16 protein-coding genes and 1 pseudogene are annotated in these 19,191 nt (G+C 46.7%); 5 read left to right on the top strand and 12 right to left on the bottom strand.

Annotation, left to right across the window (positions count from 1 at the left end; all coding sequences use genetic code 11):
• Positions 1-410 precede the first annotated feature (410 nt).
• Together AC58UX_RS31210 and AC58UX_RS31205 are read right to left on the bottom strand one after the other, a co-directional pair.
• A complete protein-coding gene (locus AC58UX_RS31210) occupies positions 411-1,163 on the bottom strand; it encodes a YwmB family TATA-box binding protein (protein ID WP_497259971.1) in 753 nt (250 codons plus the stop codon).
• Between the two features lie 70 nt (positions 1,164-1,233).
• Entirely contained in the window at positions 1,234-1,626 is a 393-nt protein-coding gene (locus AC58UX_RS31205) for a VOC family protein (protein ID WP_497259970.1), read from the bottom strand.
• A 442-nt stretch (positions 1,627-2,068) separates the two neighbouring features.
• Here AC58UX_RS31205 and AC58UX_RS31200 point away from each other — a divergent pair, with 442 nt between their 5' ends.
• Positions 2,069-2,347 (top strand): hypothetical protein, encoded by a 279-nt coding sequence (locus AC58UX_RS31200; RefSeq protein ID WP_497259969.1) that lies wholly within the window; start codon positions 2,069-2,071, stop codon positions 2,345-2,347.
• Positions 2,348-2,440: 93 nt separating this feature from the next.
• On the opposite strand, the pseudogene AC58UX_RS31195 reads toward AC58UX_RS31200, so the two are convergent.
• Positions 2,441-5,086, bottom strand: a pseudogene (locus AC58UX_RS31195) (ATP-binding protein); the annotation flags it as partial.
• Positions 5,087-5,236: 150 nt separating this feature from the next.
• Between AC58UX_RS31195 and hisC the strand changes: the two are divergent.
• A complete protein-coding gene (hisC, locus tag AC58UX_RS31190; RefSeq protein ID WP_497259968.1) occupies positions 5,237-6,355 on the top strand; it encodes a histidinol-phosphate transaminase in 1,119 nt (372 codons plus the stop codon).
• Between the two features lie 82 nt (positions 6,356-6,437).
• The gene (gene mscL / locus AC58UX_RS31185; RefSeq protein ID WP_497259967.1) at positions 6,438-6,905 is read left to right on the top strand and encodes a large conductance mechanosensitive channel protein MscL; all 468 of its coding nucleotides are present in this window, start codon (positions 6,438-6,440) and stop codon (positions 6,903-6,905) included.
• Between the two features lie 23 nt (positions 6,906-6,928).
• On the opposite strand, the gene AC58UX_RS31180 is transcribed toward mscL, so the two are convergent.
• The 7 genes from AC58UX_RS31180 to AC58UX_RS31150 form a co-directional block, all read right to left on the bottom strand.
• Positions 6,929-7,687, bottom strand: a complete 759-nt coding sequence (locus tag AC58UX_RS31180) for a (S)-benzoin forming benzil reductase (protein WP_497259966.1) — start codon at positions 7,685-7,687, stop codon at positions 6,929-6,931.
• Positions 7,688-7,716: 29 nt separating this feature from the next.
• Positions 7,717-8,634: a stalk domain-containing protein gene (locus AC58UX_RS31175; protein ID WP_497259965.1), complete on the bottom strand. Its 918-nt coding sequence runs from the start codon at positions 8,632-8,634 to the stop codon at positions 7,717-7,719.
• 137 nt (positions 8,635-8,771) lie between these two features.
• Positions 8,772-9,809 carry an adenosine deaminase gene (gene add, locus AC58UX_RS31170; RefSeq protein WP_497259964.1) on the bottom strand — a complete coding sequence of 346 codons (1,038 nt, stop codon included), beginning with the start codon at positions 9,807-9,809 and terminating at the stop codon, positions 8,772-8,774.
• Between the two features lie 224 nt (positions 9,810-10,033).
• Positions 10,034-11,071, bottom strand: coding sequence for a FecCD family ABC transporter permease (locus AC58UX_RS31165; RefSeq protein WP_497259963.1), 1,038 nt, complete (start codon positions 11,069-11,071; stop codon positions 10,034-10,036).
• A 2-nt stretch (positions 11,072-11,073) separates the two neighbouring features.
• Entirely contained in the window at positions 11,074-12,114 is a 1,041-nt protein-coding gene (locus tag AC58UX_RS31160) for a FecCD family ABC transporter permease (protein ID WP_497259962.1), read from the bottom strand.
• 15 nt (positions 12,115-12,129) lie between these two features.
• Entirely contained in the window at positions 12,130-13,134 is a 1,005-nt protein-coding gene (locus AC58UX_RS31155) for an ABC transporter substrate-binding protein (protein ID WP_497259961.1), read from the bottom strand.
• 104 nt (positions 13,135-13,238) lie between these two features.
• Entirely contained in the window at positions 13,239-13,928 is a 690-nt protein-coding gene (locus tag AC58UX_RS31150; protein WP_497259960.1) for a DNA alkylation repair protein, read from the bottom strand.
• 117 nt (positions 13,929-14,045) lie between these two features.
• Here AC58UX_RS31150 and AC58UX_RS31145 point away from each other — a divergent pair, with 117 nt between their 5' ends.
• Positions 14,046-14,843, top strand: a complete 798-nt coding sequence (locus tag AC58UX_RS31145) for a Cof-type HAD-IIB family hydrolase (RefSeq protein ID WP_497259959.1) — start codon at positions 14,046-14,048, stop codon at positions 14,841-14,843.
• A 330-nt stretch (positions 14,844-15,173) separates the two neighbouring features.
• On the opposite strand, the gene AC58UX_RS31140 is transcribed toward AC58UX_RS31145, so the two are convergent.
• Positions 15,174-15,629, bottom strand: coding sequence for a GNAT family N-acetyltransferase (locus AC58UX_RS31140; protein WP_497259958.1), 456 nt, complete (start codon positions 15,627-15,629; stop codon positions 15,174-15,176).
• Between the two features lie 263 nt (positions 15,630-15,892).
• On the opposite strand from AC58UX_RS31140, the gene AC58UX_RS31135 reads away from it, so the two are divergent.
• Positions 15,893-16,750, top strand: a complete 858-nt coding sequence (locus AC58UX_RS31135; RefSeq protein ID WP_497259957.1) for an SDR family oxidoreductase — start codon at positions 15,893-15,895, stop codon at positions 16,748-16,750.
• Between the two features lie 68 nt (positions 16,751-16,818).
• Here AC58UX_RS31135 and AC58UX_RS31130 read toward each other — a convergent pair whose 3' ends face one another.
• On the bottom strand, positions 16,819-19,176 hold the full coding sequence (locus AC58UX_RS31130; RefSeq protein WP_497259956.1) for an FAD-dependent oxidoreductase: 2,358 nt from the start codon (positions 19,174-19,176) through the stop codon (positions 16,819-16,821).
• Positions 19,177-19,191 lie beyond the last annotated feature (15 nt).

Here is a 19,191-nt window from a genome sequence, read left to right as displayed (position 1 = left end):
TATTAATCTCATTAATGGTTGATTGCTCAACCGATTTGCTTACTCACTCGTTGTTCAGTTTTCAAAGATCAATTTCTTTCGTTCACTGCCGTGTTACCGAAGCAGCGAGAAATAATATACCACAGAACGTTTCTTAATTGCAAGCACTTTTTTCTTGTCAATTTATGTCGGCGTCTGTCGGAAAACCATCTTACCATACCTCATTGCCGGAAGCAAGTCCACTTTTGTTTCGCTCGTGTTTGTTTGCTTCAGAACAACGAGGACTAATGTACCATGCCTAGAAAGCAATTACAACCCCTTTGGAAAAGTTCCACTATTGCAATTGTTTCGAATTATTCGTCATTCATTCTCAAGCATGAGCGACCATATAATAATGCAAAAAGGATGCCTGCTCGGCACCCTTTCCCTATCTAGTATTCCATTGTGATAATCGGTGTTCCTACAGTTAGACGCCAGAGGCCAGAAGTCGAATCTAGATGAAGTGCGAGTTGGAGATTAACATTTTGATTGCCGCTTCGTATAGAAGCATCGAATTCGGATGACTTCAGCGACACACTGAAGGTCGTGGCATCTTCATAGCTCTCAACAACACTCCCTTTATAAGCACGAACTAGCTCAGCGAGGAATTCCTTGGGGCTCTGTTGTTGCAATGAAATGACTTCTGCAGCACTCCCTTGCATCATCACAGTCCACATCCCTTGAATACCCTGATCTTGTAGCTGGGGGCTCATTTGCTCCTGCCATTTCAAAAGGCGATCCTGTTCCACAGTTCCCGAAGCATCCAATCGCAATACAGCATAGCAAGCTGATTGTCCAACAGGACTGGCAACTGTTAGTGTCATGCTTGCGCCAGCATCAACTTCTTCTTTTACAGTATATATACTTTGTTGGGAGGGAAGTTCCTCATGATTCACTGCGTGAAAGCCTAGCTTTTGCGATAAGCTTGCGCCCGCAGCCATAATCTTGGCATCCACACCAGCACATGTTCCAAAATAGCCTGTATATTTGAAGGCAATATGTTCGTTCGTTTGCAAAAACGGCTTTGCGACACTCAGTAGTAGGTGCGCATCTCGCTCGGCCTGTGCATCCACATGGCGGATCCATCCAAAGAAAAGGCCAAGGAGGGTTATCCCTATTAAGGTTTGTGTCCAAAGCTTTGACATGAAAAAAGCACCTCTTTGCTAGAATCTATCACTCTAGTAAAAGGATGCCCCAATCTAGCAAATGTTAAACCTAGCCACGCGTCGATTGAAAAAATTCAATGCGCTCGCCATCCAACCCATTAAAGAAGAAATACCTAGAACCGTTCGGCAGTGTTGTGATTTCCGTATCCAGCTGATCAACCTCTAGGCCTTGAATTCTTGTGAATTCAGCTTCCACATCATCTACAGTAAAAGCCAAGTGATGCACTTTGCCTTCTTGCGGCAAGTTTGGATTATAACCTTCAATCAATTCAACTTCTGTTTCACCTTGCACGTCAAAGCCAAGAAATCCAAGGCGAATAACGCCGTTCGTATGAAGCAACGTACCTTTGTGCTTAAGTCCGATCACATTTTCATAGAATGTAATTGACGCCTCTAAATTCGCTACCATGACGCCTACATGTTCCAATTTCATAACTGCCATACGTACCTACCTCCTTGTTCTAACCCCTTCATTGTAGCGAAAAATAGGGGAAAGGGCTAGACCAAGATCAGATCATTAAGAGCGTCTCCATCTCTCCATTTAGCGAGAAAAGGGTCACTTCCGTATTCGTCGTGTGAACTAAGCCCAGGTTATCAAATACACTTCTTATCTGCGCATTGCTTAAATGGTTCGTTATCGTTTCAACAGCCCGCCCAGAACTCTTGGTACATGGATTCGAAAAAAATCAGTACTTCTTTTTCCCCGATCAACACTTTTGTGTGTAGCATCTCGCAGCACCTCCGATTCAGATACCCCAATTGTATAATTTGGAAGCTAGGAAAGTATGAAGACTTCTTTAGGTTATTGTTAGGTTTGTAACCTTCGCCAAACTTGAGGTGTCCGTGTATAATGTAAACGAAAGCAAAGATGGGAGGGATTCAATATGAGGTTGTTAAAGCTACTGCAAATCTATGAGGTGGATGGGATTACCCCCAAGCATCGGTCAGATCGATTCGATTTCGATGAGATTCAAGGGCAAACATTTCTTGAGGTGAACCCGACCGAAGTTGGATGTCCAATGACACTATCCGGGGTTAGACAACATACACCATTCAAAACAACACGCGTGCAAGCGATCGATCAAGACGGATTGGATTTCCGAGTATTGACGCGCAACACCATTTACCATTTTGAAGTTCATACCGAACGAAATGTGCTGTAAGACAAAAACCCTCTGACCACTTCCTATCGGAAGTTAATCAGAGGGTTTTTGCTTTTATTTGCTCAACCACACATGCATAAGTGAGAGAAGCTGGCTGAGCTGCAGCGGCTTGCTTATATAATCAGAAGCACCTGCCTGCAAGCAGATATCCCGGTCCTGTTTCATGGCTTTGGCTGTGAGCGCAATGATCGGGACATTCGCATAATGATTATTTTTTCTAATCAAACGCATCGCTTCATACCCATCCATGACCGGCATCATGATATCCATGAGGATAAGCTCAATACTATGATCTTTGGCCAATAGTTCCAGACATTCTTGCCCATTCTGAGCAAGGCTCACATTGATGCCTACCTGCTCGAAAGCATTACAGAGCGCGAATACATTTCGCACATCGTCATCAACTACTAGCACTTTTCTATCTTTAAAATGATTGCTATTTTCGAATTCGGAAGATTCCTGACCGGTATCTCGAAGCAAATATTCACTGAGGGTGGCACTTGCCGCCGCGGCTTCCATATGCATGGGGCTGGCATCCCCCAACAAATGCGGCAAAGACGGCACATATATCGTAAAAGTACTCCCCTTACCTTCCTCACTCTGCATTTGGATGCAGCCTCCAAGAAGTCTAGCTAACTCTCGGCTAATCGACAAACCTAAGCCTGTCCCACCATATTTCCGGTTCGTTGTGCCGTCTGCTTGATGGAAGGGTTCGAAAATGTCTTCTTGCTTATCCAGCGGTATACCTATTCCAGTATCCGTGACGGAAATAGCTATAACCTGTGAATAACTTGCCGATGGCAGCAGCTGCACAATCTGCTCCTTACTAACCATTCGAATATCCACATGAACAGAACCTTCGTGTGTAAATTTGAACGCGTTGGAGAGCAAGTTTTTCATAATTTGACTGAGTCTCTGTTCATCTGTATACATAATTTCCGGCAGGTGAGCATCCATTTGAATATGAAATCCAAGCTTTCGCTGTTCAGCCACCTTCTCAAATTGACTCTGCAACAGCTCTGGAAGCCAGTTCACATGCAGCTCGCTAATATGAATATCCAATTTACCCGCTTCTACCTTGGACAAATCTAAAATATCATTGATGAGCAGCAGCAAATCATTCCCTGATCTATGAATTACACGAGCATATTCTTGCTCATCCTGAGTTAAGGTTCGATTATTGTTCTCCTGGAGCATCTGCGAAAGAATCAAGATACTGTTAAGCGGCGTACGCAGCTCATGCGACATGTTAGCCAAAAACTCGGATTTGTATCGCGAGCTCATCTCCAATTGAATGGCATATTCTTCAAAGGAGGCTTTCATATGCTCCAGTTCCCTCGACCTTTCATCTGCGTAGCAGTTTCTTTCCTCCAGTTGTTCATTGGTTTTATGTAGTTCTTCTTGCTGGCATTTAAGCTCCTCGGTCATATCCTGATACTCTCTTAGGAGACGCTCTACTTCCACACGTGTTTGCACGCTATGCACAATAGTTCCTAACACCTCTAGAATATCATCCAGCAAGCTTAACTGCAGCGACGTAAATTTTTCAAAAGAAGCCAGCTCCATAATCGCGATCACTTCTTGGTTATGGATAATGGGAACAATGAGTACACTCTGAGGGCTCGCTGACCCCAATCCCGATTTCAATTGGATATATGTCTCAGGAACGTGCGTAAGATGGACAATTCGCTTCTCAATCGCACATTGACCAATTAAACCTTCTCCCAGCACAAAATAAGGTTTACCCGCTTCTGCACTCTCACCCATCGCTGCGTAGACAGCCAACCTCATCATACTTTCCTTTGCTTCATATACACTTCGAATGTAAAAGACTCCGAAAGAAGCTCCAAATAATTCAGCCGCTTTGCGAATAAAGGATGTGCCTAACGTTTCCAAATCTGAAATACCTTGCAGCATATGGACCACTTCCGTCAGTTTGCGCTGCTGCCACTCGATTTCTTCTTGGCTTTCCAACAAAACATTCGTAGCATCAGCCAGATCCTTCACTTCATCATTCATGGTGACATGAATGCGCTTCGAACGATCCCGCCGCATAGAGCTCAGTTTGACGATACTCTTCGTGACTTGTTTAATCGTCCCAACAATCGATCTTGAGATGACTAACGCAGCAATCAATGAAAAAACAATCACCAACCCTAGCATGACAAATAACGAGTTGGTCAGCATCTCATTCTGCGCATCAAGGTGTGCCGCTCGCTCCTTCACATACCCCATTTCTATGCTGCGAAATCGACTTAGTTGGGAGCGAATATCGAGTACATCTTGATGAGTAATAAAGAATGTAAAATTAAAATAGTTCTCGTTTTCAAGACCATTCCTCATCGTGGGTATCGTCCCACCTGTTTGAACTAGCCATTTTTCTATCGATTGTTTGAGGATACCCAGGTTCTTCTCTTGTGCAGGACTATCATTCGTTAGTTCTTCCAAACGATTAAAGGAATCTCTCCAATTCTTTTCTCCGGTCGTATAGGGCTCTAAATATTTAGCATCCCCAGTGAGCATGTAGCCTCTTTGCCCGTTTTCCATATCCATGACATATTTCTCTAGAATACTAGATTCTCTATTAACCGCAAAATCGTGCTCAATCACATAATTGCGATCTTTTGACATAACGCCTAATTGATGATTTACAAGTAAAAAAGAAAGGCTTAAACAGAAAATGATGAATGCATATCCAATCATAATTTTGGCGCGAATACCGAATCTCATCTTTCTCATCCTGCTGCCATCCCCTCAATTATCTAAACACCTATATTTTGTATCATATACCATACTGACATTGACTGGGTATGCAAAATTTTTACTTTACCACTTTACCAAGTTAATGTATTATTTAATTAAAGTATTGTATGAGATGGAGTGGTGTCAATGAAAGGTCCAGGAATCAAGAATATTAAGCCTCGCAGTATTTTATCGCGCATGAAGCCTTACACGCCCGGCAAGCCTATTTGGGAGGTTGAACGCGAATTTGGGCTCACACAGGTGACAAAATTAGCGTCTAATGAAAATCCATTAGGCCCCTCTCCGCTTGCTCTGGAGGCGATTCAGACCTATTTAACAGACATACATCGCTATCCGGATGCGGAGACCGTTCAACTCAGAGAGGTCATTGCGGAAAAACGCGGATTCAAATCTAATCAAGTCCTTGTGACGAACGGTGGAGATGAACTGATTACACTTCTCTCTGAAACTTACTTAGAACCTGGCGATGAGGTCATTGTACCCACTCCGACATTTAGTGAATACGAATTTGGTGCCAACTTACTCGGGGCTAGCATTATACGTGTGCCGCTCGGCGAGAATTTTCGCTATGAGGTAGATACCATTCTGGCAGCCGTAACAAGTCGCACGAAAATGATCTATATTTGCTCCCCTAACAACCCGACAGGCACTTATATGACGAAATCGGACTTACACCGGCTTGTGAAGAGTCTTCCCTCTCATGTGCTAGTCATTTTCGATGGCGCGTATAGCCATTTCGTCACCGTTGATGATTATTGCGATGGCCTTGCATTAGTCCATGAAGGCTATCCTGTTGTCGCCCTGCAAACCTTCTCCAAAATCTACGGCTTGGCGGGTATACGCGTGGGGTACGGCATCGCAGATGCAGGCATCTTGGAGCGAATACGCCAGGTCAAGGAACCTTTTAACGTGAATATGCTCGCACAGATTGGCGCCGCTGCTGCTATTCAAGATGATCAGCATCTGAATGCAACACGTTCTAATAATGCTGCTGTGCGGGAAGAGCTTTACACGGAACTGCGTGCGTTAGGGCTCCCGTTCACACCAAGCATGAGTAACTTCGTCCTCGTTGATTTAGGGCCGCAAGCCAAAACCATCTATGACAACCTGATGAGCCGAGGGGTTATTGTTCGATACGGCGGAGGCTGGAATTTCCCGAATCATGTTCGGATCTCCATTGGCACTTCGGAAGAAAATGCCGTACTCGTTCAGGCTTTGAAGCAAATTGTAACTGTGAAGGCATAGATATCGTTATGAAGAGCCCGTTTGTTTGGGCTCTATTAATTATGGTACAATGCTATCAATCATAGTCTCATGGGGGTACATCATGCTAAAAGAATTCAAGGATTTTGCATTCAAAGGAAACATGCTCGACCTTGCAGTCGGGGTTATTATCGGAGGCGCTTTTGGTAAAGTCATTACCTCCATTGTGAATGATTTGGTCATGCCACTCGTTGGTTTGCTCATTGGTAAAGTAAATTTCAACAATTTGTTCATCCCATTGAACGGGGCGCATTACGATACCTTAGCAGACGCCGTCAAGGCTGAAGCGCCCGTTTTTAAATACGGACAATTCCTATCGACCTTTTTGGACTTCTTGATAGTAGCATTTGTTATTTTCATGGTCGTTCGTCAAATCGGCAAGTTCCGCAAGAAAGAAGCACCGAAGGAAAAAGCACCTACAACCAAAGATTGTCCGCATTGCTTGTCGGAAATCCCTGCGCAAGCTTCACGCTGCAAGTTCTGTACGTCCGAGCTTTCATCTGGGGGAACGGTTAGCGGTAGTATTCAATAGTTTATGAAAAAGCCCGTGTCGGATTACGACACGGGCTCTTTTGTGCGCAAGTCGGCGACCTCGCCTTGCTCAAAGGCATTCGCTTGCAGCAGGCGCAGCAGCTGCTTAGCGGTGTCTTCGGGCGAGCGCAGCTCGCCCTGCTCTTTGAGCTGGACGAACCGGCTCACCTGCGGGAAGTCCTCTTCAGAAGCAGCGCGAATCTCCCGCTGCATATCGGTATCAACCACACCCGGTGCTACGGAACAGATCAGCACAGGGTGTGGTTCGCGCGCTTGCTCGACGCCGACACAGCGCGTCAGCATGTCCAGCCCGGCTTTGGCGGTGCAATACGCACCCCAGCCGGGGTAGGGCTTGCGCCCCGCGCCCGAGGAGATGCCGACGACTCGCTTCATTATCGGCCACGCCTGCGTGAGCCGAATGAAGCTGTTCGTCAGCGCTGCGGGCGCGACAAGATTGACCTGCAGGCTGCGCTGCAGGTCGGCTGGGGCTGCTCGGCCGATCGACGTCATCGGCTCGAGCGTGCCCGCGTTGTTAATGAGCGTGATCGACGTCACGCCATCTGGTTTAGCGAGGATTCGCTCCAGGAGCGAATCGATGCCTTCAGTTTGCGCCAAGTCGTAAGCGTGGAAGGTCAGCTGACCTTCCATGCGCAGCGCCTCTTGGCGCAAGGTCTCGCTCTCGCTGCGGGAAACGTAGTGGACCGCAGCTCCTTGCTCCAGCAGCTTCCGAATAATGGCAGCGCCGAGGCCTTTTGAACCGCCAGTAATGATGTAGGTATCCATGTATGCCTTCCATTCCTTTTCAGATTATATTACTGTAACGCCACCTTAACCGACTTATACTTCGTGAAATCACCCTTACCAATAAACACCGCAAAAGGCATAATCCCCTGAGGCTTCTCCACTCCAAGCGTCGTAGTCGCTGTACCTAAGGCACTGCCTTTTTCATCATAAAAAGTAACGACGATCTGTGTGTTCGCAGGCAATCCCTTTTCCACCACACTGTTTAGAAAGCCTCTGACAATCGTGTATTCCCCGCTTTTCAGCACATCAACGAGACCAAAGGTTACTTGATTGGAATTATCCTGAACGAAAGCTGGTGCTGCATACCCAGGCATACGCGCGGGTGAAGGTGTATGGCTCTCTAAGGTGACCATTTTATAGCCAGAAATATCAGTTTGACTCGTCGTTTGGAACGAGACGATTTGCTCCTTAAGTGTCGGCACTTGCTTAATCACGTAAGGCACTTTCTCCAGCAACTCTCCCTTTTCGTTCCAGAAAGCGAGGTTACCTGCTGCCTCGGTTTTGCTCAAGTCAGCACTTGGATTCATCGACTGATTAGCTTGAATCATCTTAGTGTCCCATGCATCTTGTCCAATAAACAGCTGTCCCTTGATGACGGAATGGTTGCCCTCTTTCTGGGCAGATATGTGCCCCGCACTTATCCCCGGATTATTTATATCCAAAATCTCAAAGCCATCATCAACAACAATCGTTTGCGTCGCATCGTCATACGCTACTTTATTCCCCATGTTTTCCGCAATAAATCGTACAGGAACATACACATGGCCCTCATAATTCAATGTTTGATAACCATCCGTGCTTTTCGTTTCACCATGAATGATGAATTTTGCTGGAAAAAGATACGTCTGCACCATATCCGACGCATACACGCCCGTAGCCGCAGTCAGCCCAATCCCACACACCATACCTAAAATAAACTTCTTCATTTCAGCACTTCCATTCTGTAAAATCTCATGCAGCTGACTTCACATGTTCATATTTCCCTTATTTTAACATCATTACTTCCATATGGACAAAAAAAGAATCCATTGCACATCGCAACAGATTCCTCATCGCTCCTCATTCAATTGTACACACCCAAGCTGCTAAGCTCAGCTTCCATCTCTTGTCTAAATATCACTTTATCGTGTTCTTCCATAAAAGCAGCCTCTACACCGTTCATAATCAGCTTCACTAGCTCCGGTGTTGTAAAGTCAAATCGATCCGCCAACGCGCGATACTCGTTCGTAATGTTGGTGCCGGATACACTTGGATTATCGGTGTTGATCGTCACGATCAGGCCTTGATTCAAGTATTCTCGAATCGGGTACGCTTCCCATGAAGCTACTGCCTTCGTTTGAATATTGGAGATTGGACACATCTCTAATGGAATCTTGCGGTCCTTTACCATTTCTAAAATATCGGCATTCTCCCTCAGCCTTACTCCGTGGCCGATTCGCGTGGCCCCCAGATGTGTGACCGCCTCATAGACATTGACCGCACCTGCGGCTTCACCTGCATGAATGGTAACAGGAATGCCCAGCTTATGTGATCTAGCGAACACTTCACGGAAAAATTCAGGCGGATAGTTCGCCTCATCCCCAGCTAAATCAACAGCTACGACGCCTTTTCCTGCGAACTTTGCCGCCGCCTCAATGACTTCCAAATTATCAGCACACGTGTGATTTCGCATACAGATAGCAATTACACCGAATCTCGTTCCAAAATCGCGTTGCGCTCTCTTCAATCCTTGCGTGACATAGTGGAAAGTCTCTTCCAGCGACAACCCTTTGTTACGGTGCAATTGAGGCGCGAAGCGAACTTCAACATAACGACAATTGTGTTCCACGGATTGCTCTACAACTTCATAAGCGACACGCTCTAAGGCTGCACCAGTTTGTAGGAACTTGGTTGTAAAATCGAATTTGCCTAGGTATTCAATCAGGCTGCCGCAATTGTCCGTCACTCGCATATGCGGGATGAGCCCATCTGTATCGTACACAGGAAGTGAAATGCCTTGTTGGAGTGCGAGTTCCAAAATCGTCTCGGGCTTCACACTACCATCCAAGTGTAAATGAAGATCTACCTTAGGCAATTTCGCTAACAAATCAGTTGTTCGCATGCAAGCCATCTCCCATCTCATCTTTTGCTCTCTATGGCACCAGCGTGCTAGAGAAGAATTTTAATTACTTTAAACGAATGTAAGTATTATGTCAATATATATGACAAATAATTTATTTTATTAGTATATGCGTTAAGTAATCTAACATTTACAATCATGTATCTAGAATTTAAAAAATCCACAACAGGCTATCTAGCCCATTGTGGATTTCTATTCGACCTCTTCTATGCCCTCGCCGTCCGAACTAACAAATATAGAAAATATGGTGCCCCGATCACAGCGGCCACGATGCCCGTCGGAACTTCCGTTGGCTGGAACATCCCCCGCGCGATCGTATCCGCGATGATAAGCAGCAGCCCGCCTGTAAGCGCAGAAGCTGGAATTAAGTATTGATGCTTGGGTCCAACTAACCTTCTGGCCAGATGGGGACCAATCAAACCTACGAAGCCAATCCCGCCGCCGACAGCCACACATGCGCCTGCAAGCGCAACAGCCGCAGCCAGCAAGCCAAGTCGCTCTCTTTCCATCCGTATCCCTAATCCAATGGACGTCATCTCCCCCAAGTTCAGCACATTAAGCACATTCGCTTTGTACATGACGTAAGGAATAAGGATGACAATCCACGGTAATAAAGCGAGAACAAACTTCCAATTCGTCCCCCATATACTTCCGGCTAACCAGACCTGTACGAACTGATAATCCGTCGGATCCAAGCGAATGCTGAGCAGCAGCATCAGGGAAGCAATACCCGCAGAAACTGCGATCCCGACAAGGAGTAGACGGGATGACGAGATGCCCTTACCTTTTATGTACGAAAGGGTATAAATCAATAGCGCGGCCAAGCCTGCCCCCAACATCGCGATCATCGGCATGAAGAACAATGGACCTGACGCATTATTTTTATAAAAGGATACGACCAGAATGATCGCAAGTCCTGCTCCTGCATTGATACCAAGTATCCCTGGATCGGCCAGCATATTTCGCGAAATCCCTTGCAGGATCGCGCCGGAAACCGCTAACCCAGCCCCAACTAAGATCGAAATGACGATACGCGGCAACCGAAAATCAAACAGGATAATCCCCTGCTTTGCAGTGCCGCCTCCAAAGAACGTTCGCAGCACCTCAAGAGGGCTCAAACGAATGACGCCTGTGTTCATACTTATAATAAAAACAATGATAATAAGAAGAGCTAATATCGACATGACTGTGATTGCTTTAGTCGATCTTGTTTTTTTCGTGCTTCCATGCTGCATCGTTGTCATAATTAGTCCCTCCCCTTAGTACGCGCAAGGTAGAGGAAGAAGGGTACGCCAACTAGCGAGATAATTGCACCTATCGGCGTCTCAAAAGGAGGGTTCACCATACGGGCTCCAATATCAGCAGCAACAACCATCAATGCACCTAACACGGCTGAAGTCGGGATAATCCAACGATAATCAACGCCAACAAGGTAGCGAACAATGTGCGGAATAATAAGACCAATGAATCCAATCGCTCCTACAGCTGCCACAGACGCACCAGCCAGAACAAGAACTAGCACGAAGGATGCTAGCTTAACAAGCCCGATCCGTAAACCGAGACCCGTTGCCACATCTTCCCCCATGCTTAACACCGTAATCCACGGTGAGATGACAAAAGCGCATAATAAAGCACCAAGAATCCAAGGTAGCATGATGTCAACCTGCAGCCATTTCGTACCCGCAACCCCACCTGCCAGCCAAAATGCGATATCCTGGCCGATATGGTAAGTAATCGCAATCCCTTCACTTAGCGCCAGAAGCAAAGCGCTGACAGCTGAACCTGCCAGAACGATGCGAACAGTCGAAGCGCCTCCCCTAGTCATCGCGCTAATGCCATATACAAGCCCCGTTCCTATTGCAGCACCAAGAAAGCAAAATAGAATGACGTAGTGAAACGGAAGCTGCGGTAAAAAGGCAAAACACAGGGCAAGCGTAAAGCCTGCACCTGCGTTTATACCGAGTATACCGGGGTCTGATAATGGATTACGCGTCACGCCTTGCATAATCGCTCCTGCTACAGCAAATGCAGCTCCAACCAACGCTCCCGCGATCGCGCGCGGAAGCCTTAATTGTTGAATAATCAAATGCTGTGTTGAATCCGCATTAAAATGAAAGATGGCTCGCCATACCTCACCGAAGGAGATATCTGCTGCTCCTACCGAAATAGAAGCAACTAGGCTAATCAGCAACAAAGCCAGTCCGCCCAAAATAATGCCTGATGCAGCTAACGGACGCGATTTCAATGGGGGATTGGCTGAGGTAACTTGCTTTTCTGACCCCATCATATACTAGCCCCCAATTTATTTAATGACTTTAACGATATCGTCCATGACACGCTCGCCTGCGATTACACCGTTGTACAACCAGCTGCTCTTCGTATCCATTTCAAATACTTTTCCTGATTTAACAGCAGGAACGTTCTTCCATAGCGGATCTTCTAAGTTTCCAGCTTGGCCTTTATCACTATTAACCAAGAAAATGTAGTCAGCATCCAATTGTGCAAGCTTCTCAAGGGAAATCGCTGTCCAGTTCGCTTTAGCATCTGGCAAGACAGCCAAAATGTTAGGCATTTTCAAACCAAGATCGCCATAGGCAACAGCACCACTCGCTACTTTACCGTTAACAACATAGAAAGCTTTGTTCGTTAACCAAAGGATGGCAACTTTTTTATCGCCAACGGTTGCTGCCAATTTCGCTTTAGTTTCTGTTACTTTTTGATCATATTTTTTAAGCGCTGCATTCGCTGCATCTGTTTTGTTGAGAAGTTCGCCAATTTTCAAAAGCGTCTTACGGTAGTCAGCTGTTACTTCGCTGCCCAATACGTATGTTGGAACGACTTTGGAGTATTGCTCGTAAAGACCTTTCTCAACTGCTGATTCGCTGCCCACGATCATGAAATCAGGAGTTGCTTTTAAAACCTGTTCAACTGGAAGATCGTAACCGATCGTTGGTACGCCAGCTAGTTGTGTTTGCAGGTAATCTTGAACCGTTGTACCCTTTACGGACCATTGAACTACTGGTTTAACACCAAGTGCAAGAAGCGGATCTTCCAAGTAGGAAGCGATAACGGCTTTCGGGCTTGCAGGAACTTTAACGTCGTGTCCCATGATATCTTTAACAACTTTATCAACAGCTGGAGCTGGTGTTGCTGTAGCTGAAGCTGCAGGTTTTGTTGAAGCTGCTGGTGTTGCTGTGCTTGCTGTATCTTTGTTGCTTCCGCAAGCTGTTACAAGTACTGCTGCCATACATACGGAAAGAACAGTGAAAGATACTTTCGTTGTTTTTGTTTTGTTCAATTGAAACACGGGGAACCCTCCTGATTATATCGATCTATGATATTGATTCTCATTTCATAATAATGAAAATGATTCTCAGTGTCAACAGCCTAGAGGGACTTGCCGATAAAGTTCTAATTTTCTGGTAATTCCCGCTGGATCACCTTTAAAGCCTCTCTCACGCTTAGCGGTGATAATTCCGTGCTATCGACGAAAGACTGCACCGTTGCAGGATCTGTTTTGGAGTACTCGCGCAGTGCCCATCCAATCGCTTTACGGATGAAGAACTCCTTCGAATGAGCCATTGTTGTGATGCAGTGAAATAGCAATGGGACGTCGGTCTTCTTTTTATATTTCAACTGAAATAAGATCGCTGTTCGCTGCAGCCACATGTTATTAGAAGCTAACCATTTCTCCACATAGGTTGGGATCAGCTCTGGGAATCGCTGTAGATGAAAGCCGATCAAGTGATCAGCGATCGTATCCACGGTGTCCCACCAAGAATTCGTAATGACGAACTGCTCCAGCACCTTAATGTGCTCGGCATTTACGGTTTTTCTCACTTGGATGAGCATGAGCAGTGCCGTGTAATGGAACTCCCTCTCTGGTAGTGCCCAGAGTTCTTCGGCGATACGAACGGCCTCCTCCCCTTTCGGGAAACCATGCTCCTTCGTGAATTGCTTCGTTACCGCCACGCGTTCCGGATTTTTAATGCCAAGAAAAGGAAAGTGATTCTTCATATAAGCTTCCATGCTAGGTGCATTTGCCGCGTTCGCATGGGCTCTAAGCCATTTTTCCAAGTCATTCGTATAAGATGATGTCATTGTGAAAGTGCCTCCTTTTAGCTATCTTCTATCCGCTTATTGTAGCAATTCTCTAGTAATTCGGGTATGCTATTAGCAGAATTTTAATAGAGATAACGAATAGGATCGGTGAGAAACATGACGTATAAATTAGTTGCTGCTGACTTGGATGATACGCTGCTGCGTGATGATTTGACGATTTCGCAAGAGACGGTTGATGCCATGCATCAAGCCGTTGCCAAAGGTGTAACGGTTACCATTGCCACGGGAAGAAGCTTCCCTTCTGCTGCCAAAATTGCGAATCGCATCGGACTCAATGTCCCTATTATTACGTATCAAGGGGCTTTGATTAAAAATCTACTAGACGAAGAAGTCCTCTACGAACGCACCGTGCCTGTAGAAGCTGCTCGCTTCCTGCTCGATTACTGTGAGAAAAACAACTATCATCTTCAGCTTTACCATGGTGACGAGCTTTATGCAGCTGAGGATAACGATAAAATTAAAAAATATGTGAGCTTGTCCAAGACGCCTTATATCATTGGCGATCTGCGTCAATGGATTCATATTCCGCAGCCTAAGATGCTGATTGTTGATAAACCGGAAGTATGCGACCAAATCCGCGAGGAGCTCCTTCCTCTGCTGGGTGACCAGCTGCATATTACGAAATCCAAGCCGCACTATTTGGAGTTCATGCACAAGGAAGGCACGAAGGGTCATGCAATTACGTTCCTTGCTGAGCACATCGGCTGCACATTAGATGAAGTGATTGCGCTTGGCGATGCATGGAATGATCGGGAAATGCTTGAAGTCGCAGGCCTTGGCGTTGCGATGGAGAATGCGCTGCCTGAGCTTAAAGCGTTGGCGAACTTCGTGACGAAGAGCAATAACGAGGATGGCGTGCGGCATGTGTTAGAGAAGTTTGTTTTGGCTGAGTAAGTAAGGGAATGCGTTGGGAGGTCGATTGCGACCTCCCTTTTCGCATATTTGCGGGTAAAACGTTTGGGTGTCAAAACAATAGCGTTATCGCATCATCTTATTTCCATTATCTTTCTTGAATTCTTTGGGATAGAGGTATGGCATAGCGCTATTACTTCCATTAAGCTTTAATTTCTGCTGGATTTGAAAGAATAAGATGATCCCATCGTCTTATTCACTCCGAAAGTGGTTCATTCGTCCAATTAGCGTTACACTATCACTTTATTCCGAGAGAATCCGAACAGAAAAAAGACCTCCAGCAACACACTGTCGGCCTCCGTCATTAGGATCTTATAATTCCAACGTCATGAATGAACTTAGCGGGTCATCCGTGTAATCCGCGAACGGCTTACAATAGGTAAAACCAAACTTTTCATATAATTTCCGAGCAGGTTCGAATGCTTTCATGGAGCCCGTCTCCAAGCTGATTCGTGTATAGCCACGTCGCTTCGCTTCATTAATAATGTGTTCAAGAATTTGCTGTGCAACGCCCTTCCGATGATGTGCTGAGGAAGTTCGCATCGATTTTAATTCCCCATGCTGAGGATCCAGCTCTTTAAGCGCCCCGCATCCGACTAACTCTCCTTGTTCCCAACCACTCCAAAAGGTCACATCCGGTTTTTTCAAACCATCCAAATTCAGAGCATGCGTACTCTCTGGCGGGGATAACGATTGCATATGTAAAAGATGCTCCATAATGAGCGCTCTTACTTCAGGACCGGATAAATCATCTACTTTAATCTCCACTTTTGCCACTCCTCTGTCGCTAATTTTTATTGACTAGAATACAACATTACGACGGTCAATTTCAACTATTATTAGCGTTCTGCCCAACACAGAGTACAAGGATTGTGCACGATAACAATGCATCTAAGGGTACTGGACAGTAAGGTTGTTGGTGTGAGAACATGGGTTTACAGCATTTATGTAAGCGCTATCCATTACAATAGGGACATAAAAATTTCATGAAATTAATATCCATACCATGAGAAAAAAGGAGCGTGAATTCTATGTTCGATGGAGCATTACTTCAGGATAAAGTCGTGCTTATTACTGGCGGCGGTACAGGACTTGGCCGTGCCATGGGTGAAAAGTTCCTGTCGCTCGGGGCTAAGCTGGCTATCACGAGCAGACGAGAAGAAGTGTTAGCGCAAGCCGCAGCTGAAATGAGTCTTGGCGGCGGGGATGTCTTCTACCATCCCTGCGATGTGCGTGATCCGCAGCAGGTTGCTGCCATGATCACAGCTGTGGAGCAGCACTTCGGTCGCATCGATGTGCTGATCAATAATGCGGCGGGCAACTTTGCCAGCCCGACTGCGAACTTGTCACCGCGAGCGGTCGATGCGGTGCTGAACATTGTGCTCCACGGGACGTTCTACACCACGTTGGAGCTGGGTAAAAGGTGGATCGAGCAAGGCACTGGAGGTACGATGCTAAACATCGTCACCTCCTACGCCTCCACCGGATCCGCCTTTGTTGTGCCTTCCGCCGCCGCGAAGGCCGGCGTGCTCGCCCTCACCCGCTCACTCGCCGTCGAGTGGGCGCGGTACGGGATCCGGCAAGTGGCTATCGCGCCGGGTCTGTTCCCGACCGACGGCGCGTGGAGCCGACTGGCTCCCACGCCCGAGCTGTCGCAGAAGCTCTTGAACCGCGTCCCCATGGGGCGCGTTGGGGAAAAAGATGAGCTGGCGAACCTCGCCGCTTATCTGATTTCGGACTACGCCGCCTATATTAACGGCGAAGTGATCACGATTGACGGCGGCGAGTGGCTGCAAGGCGCCGGGCAGTTCAACGACCTGCTCGAGGTGACCGATGAGCAGTGGGTTTCTCTTGCGGAGATGACGCGCAAGGGGAAATCGTCCACGTAGAATGACACGTGGACAACACAAAAAGAGAGTGCTCCACGACAGAATACCGTGGAGCACTCTCTTCTTATTTACTTGCAGTAGACGCGAATCTCGTACACCCTGGCACTGACATCGCCATTCGTGGAGAGCACCTCAAGCTTCACAGCCGTCGCTGTGACTGTATCAAATGTAGCCGTTCTTCTGCGATGATAGTTACCTTTCTCTTCATACACACATTGCCATTCATCTTGGACAAGCACCCATAATCGCCAATCCTTCACGCACTCCGGCGCTTTCCAAAAAGCAGGCATATACGCATAGCTCTGATTTAAATTTGTATCGAAATTTACAACAACCTGGTTAAAAGTCCGCTCTTCTTCCCATCTTAGCGCCACATGTTGCGGAAGCTCGCTAGCTCGATCCGATATCCACAAACCCGGCATCGCGAATGGTCTGGCAATTCCATTCAATACTTGATCTGGCCTATAGGGAGCAGGGCAAGGAAGTACTTTCAATGCGAACGAAAAGTGTTTTCGTTTGATCTCGTTCCAACGCTCATAAGGAGGGATGATCAGCTCACTTTCCTGAAATGAAGGATAATGCCTGTTTTCGGGTTGAGGTCCTCCCTCGCACTTGACGTAATACTGAGCCAGTGTCCCTGTTGCTTGTTCGACCGATTTGGCCCAGGCGATGTGCTCACTGTTTTGTAATGCAATACGGTGCGGCTTGCCCGCAACTACAGGGAAGTTTAGCTCCATACTGATCCACCCTTTATGCAGTGGAGGAATGTGGAGTTGCGAGGTGCCAACAGGAACCCCCTCATCTTTATCCCATATACGCTCCAGTTGATAGACAGATACCTTCAACGTAACCGCTTCTTCTGAAGTGTTGCTTAAGTAAAACTCCACGGACTCGATTCGGTCAGAGGTTATTGGGAGCACCTGGGCCCACGTTGAGTCAAGTGGAACCAGCGTATTCTTATCCGGCTCGTTCAGATACAAGACTTGCTCGCTCGATGCTGTCGCTGTCGCCTCTCTTGCCAAATCTTGTTTGTCATCGTTATGCAGTCCAATAATTGGTACATCATCCAGCAGCAATTGTTGCTGAATCGCTTGGATATGTCCATGTGCTCTGTCAGCAGCTTCTCTTGGCGAGACTCGATGGCGGATTGCATACCCTGCAGCTGTGCCTACTGCTTGACCGATATTCGCCAGAATAACCTGATTACGAACAGAACCCAGTGCTACTCGGCTTACACTCATATTGCGTCCTGCCATCCATAGATTGGTGATAGAACGGCTATATAACGAGCGCAGCGGGATTGAATATGGCGCAACTAACGTGTAATCCTTGTAACTGGCATCCCCATTTGAAAGCTCTGGAGGTTCCCCTATATTTAAGAGACCTCCATTAATATGAATATCAACAAACATGCCAGAGGTGCTTACGCGATCGGGCCAACACGGATCTTCGTAAATATGACGCTCCGATACGATGACATCGCCTTCTAACCTTCTGCTTTCTCTTTTCCCGGGATACATGCCAATCCAATCAATCGAATAACTGGACAGTGTATCCTGATACTTGCTCCGGTTCTTAAGGAAATCCCAGTATCCGAGCACATACCGCAACAATTCGTGCTTCATCGCTGCAAAGTCATCGACCTGATGAAATGGATACGCAAGCTCCATCCACCAAAAACCGGCTAAGCGATCATGTTTAATGTTATTAATATCTCGATATATCCCTACATCTTCAGCGGTTTCGTATCGGTGTGCCCAGGCAGGCGCCGTAAACGGTACTTGCCTGCCGGTATTGCGAGCATAGAAGGTGATACTGCTTCCCATGGTGTGATTGTCTGCTTCAACTGGTGCCAGCAGTTCTCCAAATTCACTTCTCGCCTCTCTGCCATAACGATAAGGGGCTCCCGCCAAATAGCCAAGCTCAGCATCCCCCGTGCAATCGGCAAACTGAAGGGCTGTAAATCTAAATTCTTTCCCGCTTCCAAGTTGAGTCGCATAAATCGCCTTCAGCTTGGAACTAACGCCATCCGCTTCCGGATCTACTTCAACTCCGTTTACCTGTGTATCCAAATAGGCCGTCAAATTCGGTTCCTTCAGAATGGCTTGATACAGATTCAAGTCATAAAGCGTGTTAATCGCGCCATCTCCGAACTTCTCATGATTAGTTGCCCGATCCTCGAGCAGAATCTCACTTATGATCCCGCTCTCCATCGTCCAAGAATTGAAATCGACACTCCCCACAGGAACGATGCGAATTTCACTAGAGGAATTGCCTCCGAATGCAGGTCGATTCTGAATAATGGCCGTGCGAAGCCCTCCTCTTGCTGCTGCAATAGCACAGCACACACCGGCCAAACCTCCACCCGCAACAATGAAATCGTATGCGTGGTGCTCCAGATTTCCCCTCTTGATTCGTTCATCCATGCTTACCTGCCTCCA

This window comes from Paenibacillus sp. J22P90, from assembly GCF_059692195.1.
The sequence above is the reverse complement of the archived record's forward strand: the minus strand, read 5'-3'. Positions and strand labels throughout refer to the sequence as shown.